Here is a 17710-nt window from a genome sequence, read left to right on the forward strand (position 1 = left end):
GGGTGTAAAAAGGATTAATCACTATGTCTCAAAACCCTCAAGCAAAATATCGTAAAGACTATCAATCCCCCAATCATACAATTACCGATATTGATCTTACATTTGATCTTGATGATACCAAAACGCTCGTTACTGCTACCTCTCGGGTAAAGCAACTTAAAGACATTACAACGTTGGAGCTCGAAGGTGAGCAACTCAAACTCGTATCTCTACATGTAGATGGTACGGAATGGTCTAAGTTTGAAGAATCAGAAGGTAAGCTTTCAGTTTTTGATTTACCAGAACAATTCGAGTTGCAAATCAAAACAGAAATAAATCCGGAAGGAAACACGGCCTTAGAAGGTTTATACAAATCGGGTGGAGCTTACTGTACACAGTGTGAAGCGGAAGGTTTTAGGCGCATCACTTATTACATGGACAGACCGGATGTTCTTGCTAAGTTCACAGCAAAAGTGATTGCAGATAAGGCTCAATATCCCTACTTGTTGAGTAATGGCAATAAAGTAGATGAAGGTGATTTGGAAAATGGTCGCCACTTTGTAACGTGGGAAGATCCTCATCCAAAGCCTGCTTATCTTTTTGCTCTTGTTGCCGGTGATTTTGATGTACTTAGAGACAACTATGTGACTCGCTCGGGCAGGGATGTTGCGCTGGAGATATTTGTCGACAAGGGAAATCTAAACCGAGCCAATCATGCGATGGTTTCACTTATTAACTCGATGAAGTGGGACGAAGAACGATTCGGTCTTGAGTACGATCTAGATATTTACATGATTGTTGCGGTTGATTTTTTCAACATGGGGGCAATGGAGAACAAGGGTCTAAACGTCTTTAACTCGAAGTTTGTATTAGCAAATGAAGAGACTGCCACCGACACCGATTATCTTGGGATTGAGGCCGTTATTGGTCATGAGTATTTCCACAATTGGACTGGTAATCGAGTGACGTGTCGAGACTGGTTCCAACTTAGCCTGAAGGAAGGATTAACGGTTTTCCGTGATCAGGAGTTTTCATCCGATCTGGGCTCTCGTGCAGTAAACCGAATCAATAATGTTCGTATCATTCGAGGCCCACAGTTCGCAGAAGATGCAAGCCCAATGTCGCATCCGATTCGTCCAGATAAAGTCATTGAAATGAACAACTTCTACACACTTACTGTGTACGAAAAAGGTAGTGAAGTTATCCGGATGATGCATACACTGCTTGGAGAACAAAATTTCCAAAAAGGGATGAAACTATACTTTGAACGCCACGACGGCACTGCTGCGACCTGTGATGATTTTGTTGCTGCGATGCAGGATGCGTCGGGTATCGACCTAACTCAGTTTAAGCGTTGGTACAGTCAATCAGGCACACCGACTCTAAAAGTGGAAGGGAACTTTGATGACAAAGCTAAGACCTTTACTTTGAAAGTTTCTCAATCTACTGCTCCAACGCAGGAGCAAAAAGATAAGTTGCCACTGCATATACCATTAGATATAGAACTGTATGCTGCCGACGGGACTGTTGTTGAGTTACAATGTAACAATGAAAAAATACACAACGTTCTTAATATCAAAGACGAAGAAAATACTTTTGTGTTTGAAAACGTTAAGGAAAAACCAACTGTTTCCTTGTTAAGAGAGTTCTCGGCACCTGTTAAGCTAGAGTTTGAATACAGTGATGAAGAACTAATGTTCTTAATGGTTCATGCTAAGAACGATTTCGCTCGTTGGGATGCAAGTCAGATGTTACTTGCTAAGTACATTAAGGCGAATGTAGAAAATATTCTGGCAGGAGAGGCGTTTAAGTTTTCTGATGAAGTATTGGATGCGTTTAGAGGGGTATTACTTAACGATGAGCTTGAACCAGCATTTGTAGCAGAAGTTCTTTCATTGCCAAGTGCTAACGAAGTTTCTGGTTGGTTTAAACCAGTTGATGTTGATGCCATAGATCTTGTACTCCACAACATTAAGCAAGCTATTGCACAAAGTTTAGCGGATGAACTTTCTGCAACTTACGCGGTACTGGCTCAGGAAGAATATTCGATTGACCACGATTCCATTGGAAAAAGGGCACTTCGTAACCGTTGCCTTAGCTACCTCGCCGGTTTAGAGCATGGTAACGATCTCGTTAAATCTCAGTATCAGTCTGCAAACAATATGACAGATACAATCGCAGCGATGAGCGCGGCAAACCATTCAAAACTTGCTTGCCGAAGCGAACTTATGGATGACTTCAGTGCGAAGTGGGAGAAAGATGGTCTGGTCATGGATAAATGGTTTGCACTGCAAGGTACAAATCCTGTCGAGAATGCACTAGAAGTTGTTCGGGATACAATGCAGCATCCAACGTTCAGTCTAAAAAATCCAAATCGTACTCGGAGTTTGATTGGCACATTCCTGAACAATAACCCTGTTCATTTCCATGCGAAAGATGGGTCTGGTTACCTGTTTGCCGGGGAGATCCTCAAAGAGCTGAACGACAGCAATCCACAAGTGGCTTCAAGGTTAATTGATCCATTACTTAAGTACCGTAATTACGATGAAGAGCGTCAGAACCTGATGCGTGAGGAGCTTGAAAAACTCGCTGCAATGGATAACTTAGCAAAAGACTTGTATGAAAAAGTAACCAAGGCCTTAGAGTCATAGTTTCTGAAACCTATTGAGTTGGTGGTCGCTTTGTTCAGGCGGCCACTTCTTTTTGAACGGACAATAATCGAATATCAAAATGAACCAATATACTTTCCGTCTGGACATCTCTTATCAGACATTTTTGCAACACTATTCAGGTGCTGCCAACCATATTATGGTTTTTTCTGAGCAAGGCCTGAAACTCCAACTTCCTGCTTCGCGTTTTAGACCATTTTTAACACAAATTGGTGTGAGAGGACGCTTTCGTCTAACAACTGACCAAAATAACAAGTTTGTAAAGTTAGAAGTTCTATAGTCTTCTGTTATTTCAGTGGTTTAATTCTCTGTCCGTATCACAAAATCGCATTTTTCTCCTTATCTATCGATTAAACAATTAACGGTTTCTAAATAAAGCTTTTACAATAAAGTAAAGTAATCCCCTATAAACAATAAAAATACCCTACAACGGAGTAGAAGCATGACAGTTCGTGAAACCGTAGTTCCGGTCCTGCTAGAGAAGGTATATCAGTTAATTCAAGACAAACTTGAACCTGCTCAACAACCACTGGTAACTAAGCTTGCCAAACACCTTTTCAACCATATTTCACAAGATGACCTTTTGCACAGAAATGATTCTGACCTTTATGGTGCGATCATTAGCCTTTGGCATCATATTTCAGAAACAAAGAGTGACGGATTTTCCGTTCAGGTATTTAATCCATCGGTAAGTCGCCATGGCTGGCAATCAACTCACACTATCATTGAAATCGTGGTACCTGATTCCCCATTTCTTGTAGATTCAATCAAAATGGCATTAGCCAGAAAAGGGTTAACCTGTCATTTCATGATCCATGGACCTACGCAAATTGAGATCGTGGACAACGAAATCAATGGGATCAATGCTGGCAAAGGTGAGTATCGATCGTTATTTCATGTGGAAGTGGATCGTCTAGGTACGAGTGAAGATCGTTCCGCACTTAAAAAAGAGATCATTAGTGTTCTGGAGGATACACATAGAGTCGTATCTGACTGGAAGACCATGTCTAACAAGCTCAATGACGTCATCCTAGAAGTTGAACAGCAACTCGATACGATACCAGTAGAAAAAGAGCGACTCGAAGAAACGTTGCAATTTCTTAGATGGTTAGGTGATCACAACTTTACCTTTATGGGTTACAAGTCTTTCGACGTAACCAAAGTGGATGATGAGCTTCAACTACAACCTACTAAAGAAAAAGGTTTAGGGCTGTTTGCTGTAGAGCGACGCGTTCGAACGGTTAAGTTTTCTGACTTCGCTGAGTCTGCCAGGCGTGAAGCAACAAAACCCTATCTATTAATTTTGACTAAAGGCCAGAATGCTTCCCGAATTCACCGTCCTGCATATACCGATTATGTTGGTGTTAAACGATTCGATAAAGAAGGAAACGTGATCGGAGAGCACCGATTCACAGGCCTATATACTTCAGCCGTTTATAACCAGAGTGTATTCAACATTCCACTTATAGGGCAGAAGGTAGAACGCATATTAGAATCGAGTGGATATAGACTTGGCTCATACTCTTATAAAGCATTGAACAACATTCTGGAGAACTATCCTAGAGACGAGTTGCTCCAGGCTTCGGAAGAGGAACTACTTGAAGTAGGGACCGGCGTTGTTCAAATGCAAGACCGAGATCTTGTCCGGTTATTTGTTCGCAAAGACCCATTTGGTCGATTCTTCAGTTGTATGGTTTACGTAACTAAAGAGCGCTACAACACTCAACTGCGAAGACAAACTCAGAAGATACTCAAGCAGCATTTTAAATCTGCGCAGGACGTCGAGTTTACGACTTACTTTTCTGAAAGTCCGCTAGCACGAACTCATTACATCGTTCGTGTAGACAACAACAACATCAATTACGATGTTAAAACAATAGAGCAGAACTTAATGGAAGCATCTTCTACCTGGGATGATCGTCTTGCTAGTGCGATTGTCGCAAACTTCGGTGAAAGCAAAGGCTTAGCATTGTCGAAAGAGTACATGCGAGCATTCCCTGGATCCTATAAAGGGGATGTCATGCCGGGTTCTGCGGTAGCGGACATTGAGAGACTAGAAGTACTAAGCGACGACAACAAACTAGGGATGCTTTTCTATCGACCACAAGAAGAGAGTTCCGATTCGAAAGTTGTGCACCTAAAGCTCTACCACAGAGATGAACCCATACACCTATCGGATGTTATGCCGATGCTTGAAAATTTGGGTTTGAGGGTAGTGGGTGAATCGCCTTATGAGGTGAGAAAGTCGAATGGCGTTGTTTATTGGATTCTCGATTTCTCGATGCTCCATAGAAGTGAGGCTGCGATTGATCTAAGAGAAGCGCGAGATCGTTTCCAGCAAGCCTTCGCTGCAATTTGGTCAGGCGATTTAGAAAGTGATGGTTTTAACCGTCTGGTACTTGGTGCAGGATTAAGTGGTCGTGAGATTACCGTTCTCCGTGCTTATGCTCGCTATATGCGTCAGGTAGGATTTCCGTTTAGTCAGAGTTACATAGAAGAAACACTGAGTGATCATCCTCACTTAGCAAAAGGGTTAGTTGATCTATTTGCACGTCGTTTTGATCCAAAACATAAAGGTGGAAAGAAAGGTCAGAATGATCTTATTAACTCTTTAATGGAGCAGTTGGATCATGTTGAAAGCCTTGATGATGACAGGATCATCCGTCGTTACATGGAAATGATCAATGCGACGTTGAGAACCAACTATTTTCAACTTGATGCTAACAAGCAACCTAAGCCTTGGCTTGCATTGAAGCTTAGGCCGTCAGAAATACCAGAGATACCAGCACCTGTCCCTGCATTTGAGATCTTTGTTTATGCTCCGGACATTGAAGGTGTTCACCTACGAGGCGGTAAGGTTGCGCGTGGAGGACTGCGTTGGTCTGACAGACAAGAAGATTTCCGCACTGAAATACTCGGTCTGGTAAAAGCGCAACAGGTTAAGAATACGGTTATCGTGCCGGTTGGCGCGAAAGGCGGCTTCGTTTGTAAGAAACAACCTTCTTTGTCTAGCAGGGATGAGATATTTGCTGAAGGTAAGCGTTGTTATAAACGATTTATTCGTGCACTGCTTGATGTATCAGACAATATTATCGAGGGCAGTGTGGTGCATCCTGTCAACGTGGTTCGTCACGATGAGGATGATCCATATCTGGTTGTCGCAGCAGACAAGGGAACGGCGACATTCTCTGATTTAGCCAACTCTGTATCTGAGGAGTATAACTTCTGGTTAGGTGATGCCTTTGCCTCCGGCGGTTCGAACGGTTACGACCACAAAGCTATGGGTATTACAGCTAAAGGCGGTTGGGAGTCTGTTAAGAGACACTTCCGGGAAATGGGGATTAACTGTCAGGAAACGGACTTTACCTGTGTGGGTATAGGTGATATGGCTGGGGATGTGTTTGGTAATGGTATGCTCCTATCGAAACATATTCGATTGCAAGCTGCGTTCAACCATCTGCATATCTTTATCGACCCAAATCCAGATTCGGCTAAAGGGTGGAAAGAGCGTCAGCGTTTGTTTGAACTACCAAGATCCAGCTGGGAAGACTATAACGCTAAGTTGATCTCGAAAGGTGGCGGTGTCTTTTCGCGTCGATCTAAATCGATCAAACTGACACCGGAAATACAGAAGATGTTAAACACTCGACGATCCAGTGTTGCACCCAATGATCTTATTAAGATGATTTTGCAAATGGAAGTGGATCTTTTGTGGAATGGCGGGATCGGTACCTACGTTAAATCTGAATCTGAATCTAACTCGCAGGTTGGTGACCGTGCAAACGATGTATTGAGGATTGATGGCAAGGATCTGAAAGCGAAGGTTGTTGGTGAAGGTGGTAACCTGGGTATGACTCAACTAGGTAGAATTGAGTATGCGTTAACAGGAGGCCGGGTTAATACCGACTTTATTGATAATGTTGGTGGGGTAGATTGCTCCGACAACGAGGTTAACATCAAGATTCTGTTGAATACATTGGTTGGCAACGGCGATTTGACCGTTAAGCAGCGTAATGAAATTCTGGATAAAATGGAAGATGAAGTCGGTGAAATTGTACTGGACGATGCGTATTGCCAGGCAGAGTCCATCTCTGTCAGCGAACAACAGGGTGTTTCTTTAGTTAAAGAGCAGATTCGCTTTATTCATACGTTAGAGAAAACGGGTTATCTGGATAGAGCGTTGGAGTACATTCCTGACGACGAAACTCTCCTTGAAAGGGAAAAGCAGGGGCTTGCTTTTACAAGACCTGAGATTTCAGTCTTAGTGGCATACGGAAAAATGTTACTAAAAGAGCAGCTAGTCGTTGATGAAATCGCAAGTGACGATTATCACAAGCAATTGTTGGTGAATTATTTCCCAACAGAGTTACGACGTAACTATAGAGATTCTTTTGAAAATCATCCACTTAAAGCTGAGATAATTGCAACTGCGCTTGCTAATCAAATGGTCAATGAGATGGGGTGCAATTTTGTAACTCGTCTTGAAGAAGAAACAGGCGCACAGGTTGCTACCATAGCGAATGCCTATGCTGCAGTGCGTGAAGTGTACAACTATTCCGCGTTATTCAAAGACATCCGGGAACTCGACAATGTTGCTTCAGCAAATGCGCAATATGATCTCTTGTTCACCGCTCGCAGAACTCTACGAAGGTTAACTCGCTGGATGATCAGAAATTGTCCTACGCAAACCTCTGTTAATGATCTCATTGAACGATTCAGAACAGACGTTCAGGTTGTTAAAGATCATTTGGATGAGTCGTTAGTGGCATCTGAAGTCGAAGAGCATAATGAGTTAGCAAGGAGTTGGATCGAAATGGGTGTTTCTGATGATCTGGCAAATCATGTCGCTCGTCTGTCTAGCATGAACTCAGCTCTTGATATTTCATCTATCGCAAAAGAGAGTGGGAAGTCTGTTGAAAGTGCTGCGAAGCTATACTTTACTTTGGGAGACAGATTATCACTTCACTGGTTCCTTAAGCAGATCAACTCTCAAGCGACCGAAAACCACTGGCAGGCACTGGCCAGAGCCGCATTTAGAGAAGATCTTGATTGGCAGCAACGCCAGCTAACAGCACAGGTTCTAAATTGTGGTTGCTCAGTCGATGACTTCGAACCGGTGCAGGCGTTAGAAGATTGGATGGAAGTGAACTCTGTATCTCTTCACCGTTGGGAAAATATTCTTAACGAGTTTAAGGTTGGTTCGGTCCATGAGTTTGCTAAGTTTTCAGTCGCTCTACGTGAGTTGATGTTGTTAAATCTTAATTGTTCTTCAACAAAAATCTAAATAGGTCTGACGACTGCTGTTGAAAGAAGGGGATGCAGATGACTGTGTCCTCTTTTTTATGTCGGTGAGGTTAACGACATGCAAGACAGCATTACGCTGTAACATTGTAATTTCGTGAATGATTATCGCTTCATACATTCATAAATATATGGAAAATAATAAATTAAATAAATATTTAAGTATTTGAATTGAATTATTCCAGAATTCAGTAATAATACTCACCCGTTTACTCGGGGCTTTTCTTTCGGAGGCATAAATGCTCTACCGTCTTGCCAGAACTGGCTTTTTCCAACTCGATGCTGAAAAGGCACATGATTTAGCAATCGATAACTTCAAACGTTTTCAAGGTACACCAGCAGATCTTTTCTACAGACAGACTCTTCCTGTAAGAGAAGTGGAGTGCATGGGACTTACATTTAAAAACCCGGTAGGTTTAGCGGCCGGTTTGGACAAAAATGCTGAATGTATAGATGCATTCGGTGCTATGGGTTTTGGCTTTGTTGAAGTAGGTACGGTGACACCGCGTCCTCAGCCAGGCAACGACAAGCCACGTCTGTTTCGTATCACAGAGGCTGAAGCCCTCGTGAACAGAATGGGATTTAACAATAAAGGTGTTGATGTACTGGTAGAGAATGTTAAGCGTTCTAATTACGATGGCATTATCGGTATAAATATTGGCAAAAACAAAGACACTCCGATAGAAAATGGCAGTGAAGATTATCTCATTTGCATGGACAAAACCTATGATCATGCGGGATATATCGCTGTTAACATTTCATCGCCAAACACACCTGGGCTAAGAACACTTCAATATGGAGAAGCGTTAGATTCGCTTTTATCTGATCTTAAAGTGAAGCAAGCCGAGTTGCAGAAGAAATATGACAAGTACGTGCCTCTGGCATTAAAAATTGCTCCGGATTTAAGTGACGAAGAAATTGTTCAAATTTGTGATTCACTTGTTCGCTTCAATATTGATGGTGTTATCGCAACCAACACAACTTTGGATCGAAGTATTGTGAAGGGAATGAAACACGCTGAAGAGGCTGGCGGATTGAGTGGACGTCCGTTGCAACATCGAAGTACAGAAGTGATCAGACGTGTTCATGAAGAACTGGGTGATAAGCTACCTATCATCGGTGTTGGTGGTGTCGATTCTTATGTGGCAGCCAAAGAAAAAATGATGGCTGGTGCAAAACTCGTACAGGTGTATTCGGGTTTCATTTACAAAGGTCCAGGCTTAGTAAGAGATATTGTTAAAAATTTGTAATTTTAAAAATTGAAGTTGCATTTTTATAGATTTCAGAGGAAGGGAAGAGATTCTTTTCCTCTTTTTTTTTGCTGTTCCGCTTGTAGAATTATTTTTAACGTTGGCTAAGGTAATTAGGCGTTATACCTAACTTATTGATCAAAATAAAATAATTAAGAGACGGACGATGCTTAAACCCAGAGATACATGGAATTGGTACTTTGATGAGTGTAAATGCGCTCTGATGCTGGACCTTGGAAATGACATGCTATTTCGTGTCAACCTTCCTCAAAAATTACTCGTAGATTGTGCCTTTATTGCGACAGACTTCTCTGTAGAAGACGCATCTGCATTTCAATCCTTCCGCGAACAAGCGTCTAAGCTCGATCTGAGCGAGCCGCGCCAGGCTGAACTCGTTTTGAACTGTGTTGCTGCTAAGCGATTCCATAAACCTGTTCAACCCAAGAGTTGGTTCTTTGAGACTCAGGGGAGTGGTCATTGTCCGCAGGAAGGCGATCTCATTCACCTACAAAATAGATTAAGCAGTGGTTACTTCATGGTGGTAGAGGTGTGTGAGAACGCAAGTCTATGCGTTTATGTAGAGCTGTCTGAGTTCTCACTAGATGGTGTAAAGTCGCTACGTTTCGGTGAACCCATTAAGGTAATGCACGACCGCATGGAATGTGCAAATCACCTCTTTCAAGAGCTCCCTGTAGCAATGGTTAGCTGAAAGTAGAGTTCCTCCTCCTTGTTTGTATAGATTCGTTCCTTTGAAGTATGTTAATCGACCAATATGGTCGATTTTTTTTTGCTTAGATTTCCCATTTCTCATTCAATTAGGGTAAAACCTCTAATACCTGCTGTGAGCTCGGTTCGGTAATTGAGTTTTTTTTTCCAAATATTTCCCCCTCAACTCTCGTTGTTGTGACCAGTAAATAGACAAAAATTCCCTTTTTTATCCTATTTTGTAATTAAATTACAGTGATAAGGTGTGGTGGTATATACCAGAAATCTAACGCATAAGTATTCACTAGCAAGGATGATTCCAAAATAGGTTCTTAAAGGTATAGGAGTAAATACTTACATATTATTTTTAGTAAAATATGTTTATGGCAAAGCTTACAGCTCTAAATAGTTGATTCTTTGAGCGGTTGATGCATATAGAAGAGGAAATTTAACTTTAGCCACTCAATTGAGTGGTTTCTCAGGTATAATCAAACCCATTTTTTTGGCTTCTGCAGACGAATATGAATCAATACTTAGCAATAACCTCGAACGGACTTGAAAACCTCCTGGTTGAGGAACTCAAATCATTAGGTATAACCGACCCAAAACCAGTGCAGGCTGGGGTCAAATTTAAAGCCAGTAATCGAGAGGTGTATAAAGCTTGTTTGTGGAGCAGAATTGCTTCCAGATTTGTGAAAGTACTTGCAGAATTTAACTGTCAGGACGATATGGATCTCTACCTGTCTTCCATGGCAGTCAACTGGCCATCTCATTTCGAAGCGTCCAAAAAATTTGTTGTTGATTTTAATGGTACTAACCGAGAAATTCGCAATAGTCAGTATGGGGCGCTTAAAGTTAAAGACGCAATTGTGGATAGCTTTAATAAGAAGAACTTACCGCGTCCGTCAATCAGTAAAGAACAGCCAGATATTCGAATCCATGTACGTCTAAATAAAGAAAAGGCTCTACTTGGTATTGACATGGTTGGTACTGGCCTTCACCAACGCGGTTATCGTACAGAGTCAGGTAGAGCGCCACTTAGAGAAACATTGGCAGCCGCTATCGTAATGCGTTCTGGCTGGAATTTTAATAGTCCGATGTTAGACCCTATGTGTGGTTCTGGTACTTTGCTAATTGAAGCTGCACTCATCGCGGCAAACATGGCACCAGGTGTAAACAGAGAAAGTTGGTGTTTTGAATCGCTGAGTGATTTTGAACCTGAGGTATGGGCAGAACTGAAATCAGAAGCAAGTGTTCAGGCTCGACGAGGTGTCAAGAAAACTGACGCTAGATTTTTTGGATTTGATAACAATAAGAAAGTTCTTAATGTCGCTCGCGAAAACGCAAAACGAGCCGGTGTTTCCGAGCTAATAGAGTTTAGCTTTGGTGATGCTTCAGAAGTGCGTAAGCCAGAAGGCGTCGAGGGCGGTGTGATTGTTTGTAACCCTCCATACGGTGAGCGACTAGGAACCGAACCAGGCTTAATCGCGCTTTACACATCCTTTGGCGCTCAGCTTAAAGCTGAATTTGGCGGTTGGAATGCGTCTATCTTCTCGAGTTCAGATGATTTGCTAAGTTGTCTGCGAATGCGAGCGGACAAGCAATTCAAGCTTCACAATGGAGCGCTACAGTGTCACCAAAAGAACTACTCGATATCAGAACGTAAAGAAGCAGCCGATTCAGGAAGCAAACAAAGCTCTGTAATCGTTGCTCCGGACTTCTCTAATAGACTTAAAAAGAATATAGGTAAAATCGCCAAATGGGCGAAGAAAGAGAACCTGGAGTGTTACCGAATCTATGATGCAGACCTTCCCGAGTACAATGTAGCGATCGATGTGTACGGAGATAATATTGTTATTCAAGAGTATGCTGCGCCGAAGAATATTCCTGAAGAGAAAGCGAAACGTCGATTAACAGATATCATACGTGCAACCATTCAGGTAACAGGCACACCAGCTAATAATGTTGTGCTTAAGACTCGTGAAAAGAAAAAAGGTAAATCTCAATACGAAAAGCTAAGCGAAGGGAGTAACTCAATTCGTGTACAGGAATATGGCGTAGAGTTACTGGTTAATCTTCATGATTATCTTGATACAGGGCTTTTCCTCGATCACAAGATCACCAGAAAGAAACTGGGGGAAATGGCGCAAGGTAAAGATTTCCTAAACCTTTTTGCGTATACCGGTTCTGCAACGGTTCATGCCGCTTGTGGGGGAGCTAAATCGACAACGACTGTTGATATGTCGAAAACTTACCTTGATTGGGCGAAAGAGAACTTACAGCTCAATGGACAAGTAGGCAGACAGCACCAATTTGTTCAGGCAGATTGTTTGCAGTGGCTACAGAACGCTCAAGGCTCTTATGATCTAATATTTATCGACCCGCCTACATTCTCTAACTCAAAGAGGATGGAGCAGTCGTTCGACGTACAACGAGATCATATTCAGTTGATGAAAGACCTTAAGAGAATACTTAAAGAGCAGGGCACTATCGTGTTCTCGAACAACAAACGCCATTTTAAGATGGATTTAGACGCTTTAAACGAGCTTGGATTGGTAGCGAAGAACATATCTTCTCAGACGTTACCTCTTGATTTTGCAAGAAATAAGCAGATTCACAATTGTTGGGTAATTCGACATGCCTGATCCAAACCTGGTGCTCTATAGCACTGATGGGTGCCATTTATGTGAAATGGCATTAGAAATGCTCGCGAAACTCAACGCAAAGGTTGAGGTCGTCGACATTGCTTTTGACGATGAGTTATTTAGTCGTTACGGGGTCACGATACCTGTCGTGAGTTATGGGCCAAGTGAACTGAACTGGCCTTTTGAACAACAAGAATTAGAAAACTGGTTAGAGATAAATGGCATTACTTACCATAAATAATGGCCAACTTGCGTTTGGTGATCACCCACTATTGGACCATTCCGATTTTGCCCTTCAGGAAAACGAAAGAGTGTGTCTTGTTGGTCGAAACGGAGCAGGGAAGTCGACACTTCTAAAAGTATTATCAGGCGATATTCAGCTTGATGATGGCAAATTTCAGATTACACAGGATGTGGTTGTTTCCAGATTAGAGCAAGACCCACCAAGAAATCAGGAAGGGACGGTGTTTGATTATGTTTCAGAAGGATTGGAAGAAGTAGGTAAACAACTTAAGATCTATAACGATCAATTGGATCTTATCGCGACAGAACCCACTGATGCGAACATTAATAAGCTAGCGAAGATTCAGGAACAACTGGAACACTCAGGTGCATGGCGCTTTGAGGACAGAATAAAGAATGTTCTTGCAGCGTTAAAGCTTGATGGACACACACAACTTACAGACCTTTCTGGTGGCTGGCAGAGGAAAGCAGCACTTGCAAAGGCGTTGGTGTGCGATCCTGATGTACTGTTGCTTGACGAACCAACTAACCACCTTGATGTTACTACCATTGAGTGGCTTGAGACTTTCTTAAAAGACTTCAGGGGCTCGATTATCTTTATATCTCACGACCGAGCTTTTATTCAATCTATGGCGACTCGTATCGTGGATCTTGACCGCGGGCAACTGTCATCATTTCCCGGAAACTATCAACAGTATTTGGTTGATAAAGAAGAAGCACTTCGGGTCGAGGAAATGCAAAATGCCGAGTTTGATCGAAAACTCGCTCAGGAAGAAGTGTGGATCCGCCAGGGCATTAAAGCACGTAGAACACGTAATGAAGGGCGCGTAAGGGCGCTTAAAAAGTTAAGGGTAGAACGTAAAGAGCGAGTAGAGGTTCAGGGCAAAGCTAACATCAACCTAGATACAGCGATACGCAGTGGCAAGATGGTTTTCGAAGCTCAAGACGTCAATTACTCAATAGATGATAAGAAACTAGTTGAGAACTTTAGCTTTAATATCATGCGTGGTGACAAAATTGCGCTAATCGGACCAAACGGATGCGGAAAAAGTACCGTATTGAAACTACTTCTCGATGAGTTAACACCTGACAGCGGTAAGTTACGTTGTGGTACTAAACTAGAAATCGCTTACTTTGACCAGTACAGAGAGAAGTTAGACCCAGAAAAGACCGTTATGGATAACCTTGCTGATGGAAAGCAAGAAGTGATGGTCGGTGGCAGACAACGCCATGTATTGGGTTATTTGCAAGATTTCTTGTTTCCGCCAAAGCGCGCCAGAACCCCGGTGAAAGCATTGTCTGGTGGTGAGAAAAACAGACTTCTATTAGCCAGAATCTTCCTAAAACCGAGCAACTTGTTGGTGCTCGATGAACCAACCAATGATTTAGATATAGAAACATTGGAACTTTTGGAAGATTTGCTTGCCAATTATGAGGGCACACTTTTACTTGTGAGCCACGATAGACAGTTTGTCGACAATACTGTGACGACAAGTTGGATTTTTGAAGGACAGGGTAAAATAGAAGAATTTGTTGGCGGTTATCACGATGCACAGCAACAACGTGCACAGGTACAGATTTCGCGTCAGGATGAAAAATCGGCTAAAAAGGCGAAAGTGGTTGAGGAAAGTCCCAAAACTAACCAAGCTCGCAATAAACCGAACAAGTTATCGTATAAGCTACAGCGCGAATTAGAAGGCCTGCCGTCTAAACTCGAAGTGTTGGAAGGTGAAATCGAAACTCTGCAAGAGACAGTGAACATGCCGGAATTTTTCACAAAGCCGGTCGAAGAAACGCAACCAATTTTAGACAAGTTATCCAGTTTAGAGCAGGAGCTTGAAATCGCATTCGAACGCTGGGAAGAGCTAGAAGCGATGCAACAGGAATTTTAGAGTAAATGAGTAGTAAAACATTTAAATTATCCACAGTAGCAACATTTGTTCTTGCTGCCACAAATGCAAATGCGGCCCTTTATCAGGTAGTAGAGATCAGTCCGTCTTCCTCTACTGTTGAATATCATGCTTCAGCGATTGAAGCTGAAAGTGGCAGTACTAACTGTTTCAGTACAAACTGTGGTACGGGTACCGCGTATTCTTTGGCAGGGGATACTCTGGTGGGTGAAGGCTTTTCTTTTAAGAATGAAGTGCCTTACCGTGTAGATAACCATTTCAATTATCAGGATCTCGATGATCTTGAATCATACTGTAACAGCCAGTTGAAGTACTCAACGTGTGAAGCTTGGGCTGAACGAAACTGGTTGGGTAACTCCAGTTTGGATACTGGAGGCCTTCAGAACGAACGTGAAGCCTTCTATCAATCGTCTTATAAGTCGAATCATAGCTCTTTCTTTGATAGTACGAACTATACTTTTACACCCTCTGCAGGAAGTGCAGCTCCTGGCTCTTTGGGGAGTGTTCATAGCAATACAATAGATACTGTCGTAAACAGCATGTATGGCACTACTGGCGTAATAGGTAACACAAGTAGCGGATACTACGAAAGTAACTATTCTCAAATTTATCGCCAACGTGGCTTTTATGCAACGAGCGCATCTTCTGCAGTTGTATTAGAGCCGGCCTATGAATCTGCATTCAGCATTAACTCTGGTAGTAAAGGGGCTGAAGAAAGAACAGTAAACCAAATGGGACGGACATTTGCGTATGACTCATTCGAACATGGTGGTAAAACTTACATTGTAGGTAGTGCATCCGTTGCGACCTTTGATTACAACGATTCGAACAAGGACTATGGTAGCCGTGATGTGGGAACTTGTATTACAACCGCTGCTGCGGGCAGTAATACGGGCGATCCTGCACTTAGTGCCAATTGCCAAAATTTTGGATTTGCAACGAAAGCGTATATCTGGGACACCACAGACTCAGGTGTAACCAAACACCCAGTCTCTCCTTGGGGTATGAGTGGAACTCAGTATGCCAATTATGATGAGGCGGCTTCCCAAGCAAGTGTAAGAGCTGCGGTTATCGCTGATCGAACAGGTAGTACTTACAATACAACACCTGTACTTGTTGGATTTAATACCGAACGCGATGGTAACAACATGATGATGCAGGCTGCAGTATTCAGGCCTACAACACCATCTTCTTTCTCCGTAGCAGACAACGCATGGACATCGACGTTTATTGCCAATGCAACGGTTAAGATTGGTAGTGATTTCACCTACAGTAACTCTTTAGCAAAAGCTATCAACAAAAATCTAATTGTAGTTGGTGAATCAAAGCTTCGTGGAGATACTCCGGAAAACGGTGCTGCCGCAAGCAAAATGTTTGTCGCTGATGCGAATGCTTCTACGCCAACGGCTACATACTTTAATGGTACCGAATCTATTTTCTTCTCTGGTGCCGGCGGTGAAGTAAACGCAATTAACAACTTTAACGAAATTGTTGGTGCCGTTGACGCAGAAACCCACCGCGAAGTGAACGGCAAGATACGTAAACGTCGTGGCTACATTTATCCATATAACAACTCTGCGGGTACAGATAGTAGCCGTCGTGAAATCTTTAGCAACCGTGCTTGGTGGTTAGATGACCTGACAAACGGTGGCTCATACAGCTCCAGCAACAATAAGTATCGTATTATTAGTGCCTCTGATATTAACGATGCGGGTGTTATTTCAGCTACTGCTCTGAGATGTGCTTCAGGTTATGATTCAACTGCGCATTTCTCATATTGTGGTAATGGTAAAGAAACAGAAACAATTGTTGCTGTTAAGTTAGTACCGATAGCTGGTGCAAAATCTACAGATATTTCAGCTCGTGCTACCGAAGAAGACACAAAAGTGAGTCGCAGTGGTGGTGGAGTAGGTTGGTTATCTATCGCTCTTCTTAGCTTATTAGGATTTAGAAGAAGAAAATAAATTTTCATCATATTAGGGAACAGGCTCACATAATGTGGGCCTGTCTTTTTTTTGTACTTGAGATCAAATCTCAGATCGCTCATTCTTATTCATGGAGTTGCTAAAACTCCATATGTAAGTCATATCGATATAACCTCAAATCAAAAGGAATTGTATCGGTATCGTAGTAGTACGTTAGGAAACATACATGTATGAGGAACTGCACTATGAAGAGACAGAAGCGTGATCGCCTAGAGCGAGCTCAATCTCAGGGTTACAAAGCTGGTTTGAATGGAAGATCTATGGATGATTGTCCATATCAGCAATCTGACGCGAGGTCGTTTTGGCTAGGTGGATGGCGTGATGCCAGAGATGATAAAGCCACTGGTCTCTATAAATAACCCCATACAACAATCTACTCAAGAGGAATGACCCCGTTAAGGGGTCAAATATTTAATACCTAATGCACTATAACTAAATATATTGTCAAAAAATAAAGCAACCACAATGGGCTGCTTCGCTTTAAAACTAGCTTAGAAAGAAGAAGTGTCTTGGAAAAGACCAACTTTCAAATCTTTCGCTGCATAAATCTCTTTACCATCCACAAGAACGCGACCATCAGCTAAGCCCATTACTAGCTTACGATTTACAACACGCTTCATGTCAATTTGGTATGTTACTTTTTTCGCTGTTGGTAGGATTTGTCCTGTGAACTTAACTTCACCGACACCTAGAGCTCGGCCTTTACCTTCACCGCCAATCCAGCCAAGGAAGAAACCAACAAGCTGCCACATCGCATCCAAACCTAAACAGCCAGGCATTACAGGGTCACCTGGAAAGTGGCAATCAAAGAACCAAAGATCAGGAGTAATATCCAGCTCTGCTTCGATATATCCTTTACCGAACGCACCCTCTGTTTCGCTCATTAGGTTTATGCGATCCATCATTAACATGTTTGGTGCTGGAAGCTGCGGGTAACCAGGGCCAAATAGTTCGCCACGGCTTGAGGCAATTAGGTCTTCACGATTATAGGAACTGCGTCTGTTTTGCATTATATGTTACTCC

At 42.4% G+C, this 17710-nt stretch carries 11 protein-coding genes; 10 read left to right on the forward strand and 1 reads right to left on the reverse strand.

The window, feature by feature from the left end; all coding sequences use genetic code 11:
- Positions 1 to 23 precede the first annotated feature (23 nt).
- The 10 genes from pepN to rmf all read left to right on the forward strand — a co-directional run bounded on the left by pepN (position 24) and on the right by rmf (position 17046).
- On the forward strand, positions 24 to 2630 hold the full coding sequence (gene pepN / locus SNR28_RS17700; protein WP_375753983.1) for an aminopeptidase N: 2607 nt from the start codon (positions 24 to 26) through the stop codon (positions 2628 to 2630).
- Between the two features lie 79 nt (positions 2631 to 2709).
- On the forward strand, positions 2710 to 2928 hold the full coding sequence (locus SNR28_RS17705; protein ID WP_375753984.1) for a DUF2835 domain-containing protein: 219 nt from the start codon (positions 2710 to 2712) through the stop codon (positions 2926 to 2928).
- Positions 2929 to 3090: 162 nt separating this feature from the next.
- Positions 3091 to 7932 (forward strand): NAD-glutamate dehydrogenase, encoded by a 4842-nt coding sequence (locus tag SNR28_RS17710; RefSeq protein WP_375753985.1) that lies wholly within the window; start codon positions 3091 to 3093, stop codon positions 7930 to 7932.
- Positions 7933 to 8188: 256 nt separating this feature from the next.
- Positions 8189 to 9199 carry a quinone-dependent dihydroorotate dehydrogenase gene (gene pyrD / locus SNR28_RS17715; RefSeq protein ID WP_375753986.1) on the forward strand — a complete coding sequence of 337 codons (1011 nt, stop codon included), beginning with the start codon at positions 8189 to 8191 and terminating at the stop codon, positions 9197 to 9199.
- 166 nt (positions 9200 to 9365) lie between these two features.
- On the forward strand, positions 9366 to 9908 hold the full coding sequence (locus tag SNR28_RS17720; protein WP_375753987.1) for a cell division protein ZapC: 543 nt from the start codon (positions 9366 to 9368) through the stop codon (positions 9906 to 9908).
- A gap of 517 nt (positions 9909 to 10425) precedes the next feature.
- Positions 10426 to 12549, forward strand: coding sequence for a bifunctional 23S rRNA (guanine(2069)-N(7))-methyltransferase RlmK/23S rRNA (guanine(2445)-N(2))-methyltransferase RlmL (rlmKL, locus tag SNR28_RS17725; protein ID WP_375753988.1), 2124 nt, complete (start codon positions 10426 to 10428; stop codon positions 12547 to 12549).
- The gene (locus SNR28_RS17730; protein ID WP_375753989.1) at positions 12542 to 12790 is read left to right on the forward strand and encodes a glutaredoxin family protein; all 249 of its coding nucleotides are present in this window, start codon (positions 12542 to 12544) and stop codon (positions 12788 to 12790) included. Before rlmKL ends, SNR28_RS17730 begins: the two co-directional genes overlap by 8 nt.
- Positions 12768 to 14684, forward strand: coding sequence for an ABC transporter ATP-binding protein (locus tag SNR28_RS17735; protein WP_375753990.1), 1917 nt, complete (start codon positions 12768 to 12770; stop codon positions 14682 to 14684). The genes SNR28_RS17730 and SNR28_RS17735 overlap by 23 nt, the downstream gene beginning before the upstream one ends.
- Before the next feature lie 5 nt (positions 14685 to 14689).
- On the forward strand, positions 14690 to 16666 hold the full coding sequence (locus tag SNR28_RS17740; protein WP_375753991.1) for a DUF3466 family protein: 1977 nt from the start codon (positions 14690 to 14692) through the stop codon (positions 16664 to 16666).
- A gap of 206 nt (positions 16667 to 16872) precedes the next feature.
- On the forward strand, positions 16873 to 17046 hold the full coding sequence (gene rmf / locus SNR28_RS17745; RefSeq protein ID WP_375753992.1) for a ribosome modulation factor: 174 nt from the start codon (positions 16873 to 16875) through the stop codon (positions 17044 to 17046).
- A gap of 132 nt (positions 17047 to 17178) precedes the next feature.
- Here the strand turns inward: rmf and fabA are convergent, their stop codons facing one another.
- The gene (fabA, locus tag SNR28_RS17750; protein WP_375753993.1) at positions 17179 to 17697 is read right to left on the reverse strand and encodes a bifunctional 3-hydroxydecanoyl-ACP dehydratase/trans-2-decenoyl-ACP isomerase; all 519 of its coding nucleotides are present in this window, start codon (positions 17695 to 17697) and stop codon (positions 17179 to 17181) included.
- Positions 17698 to 17710 lie beyond the last annotated feature (13 nt).

The organism is Vibrio iocasae (assembly GCF_042245395.1).
Classification (GTDB): Bacteria; Pseudomonadota; Gammaproteobacteria; order Enterobacterales; family Vibrionaceae; genus Vibrio; species Vibrio iocasae.

Excerpts from the sequence above, each read along its gene's own strand:
- SNR28_RS17720 (WP_375753987.1), top strand. The coding sequence starts at position 9,366 with ATGCTTAAACCCAGAGATACATGGAATTGGTACTTTGATGAGTGTAAA.
- pepN (WP_375753983.1), top strand. The coding sequence starts at position 24 with ATGTCTCAAAACCCTCAAGCAAAATATCGTAAAGACTATCAATCCCCC.
- SNR28_RS17740 (WP_375753991.1), top strand. The coding sequence starts at position 14,690 with ATGAGTAGTAAAACATTTAAATTATCCACAGTAGCAACATTTGTTCTT.
- SNR28_RS17710 (WP_375753985.1), top strand. The coding sequence starts at position 3,091 with ATGACAGTTCGTGAAACCGTAGTTCCGGTCCTGCTAGAGAAGGTATAT.
- pyrD (WP_375753986.1), top strand. The coding sequence starts at position 8,189 with ATGCTCTACCGTCTTGCCAGAACTGGCTTTTTCCAACTCGATGCTGAA.
- SNR28_RS17735 (WP_375753990.1), top strand. The coding sequence starts at position 12,768 with ATGGCATTACTTACCATAAATAATGGCCAACTTGCGTTTGGTGATCAC.
- SNR28_RS17705 (WP_375753984.1), top strand. The coding sequence starts at position 2,710 with ATGAACCAATATACTTTCCGTCTGGACATCTCTTATCAGACATTTTTG.
- fabA (WP_375753993.1), bottom strand. The coding sequence starts at position 17,697 with ATGCAAAACAGACGCAGTTCCTATAATCGTGAAGACCTAATTGCCTCA.
- rmf (WP_375753992.1), top strand. The coding sequence starts at position 16,873 with ATGAAGAGACAGAAGCGTGATCGCCTAGAGCGAGCTCAATCTCAGGGT.
- rlmKL (WP_375753988.1), top strand. The coding sequence starts at position 10,426 with ATGAATCAATACTTAGCAATAACCTCGAACGGACTTGAAAACCTCCTG.
- SNR28_RS17730 (WP_375753989.1), top strand. The coding sequence starts at position 12,542 with ATGCCTGATCCAAACCTGGTGCTCTATAGCACTGATGGGTGCCATTTA.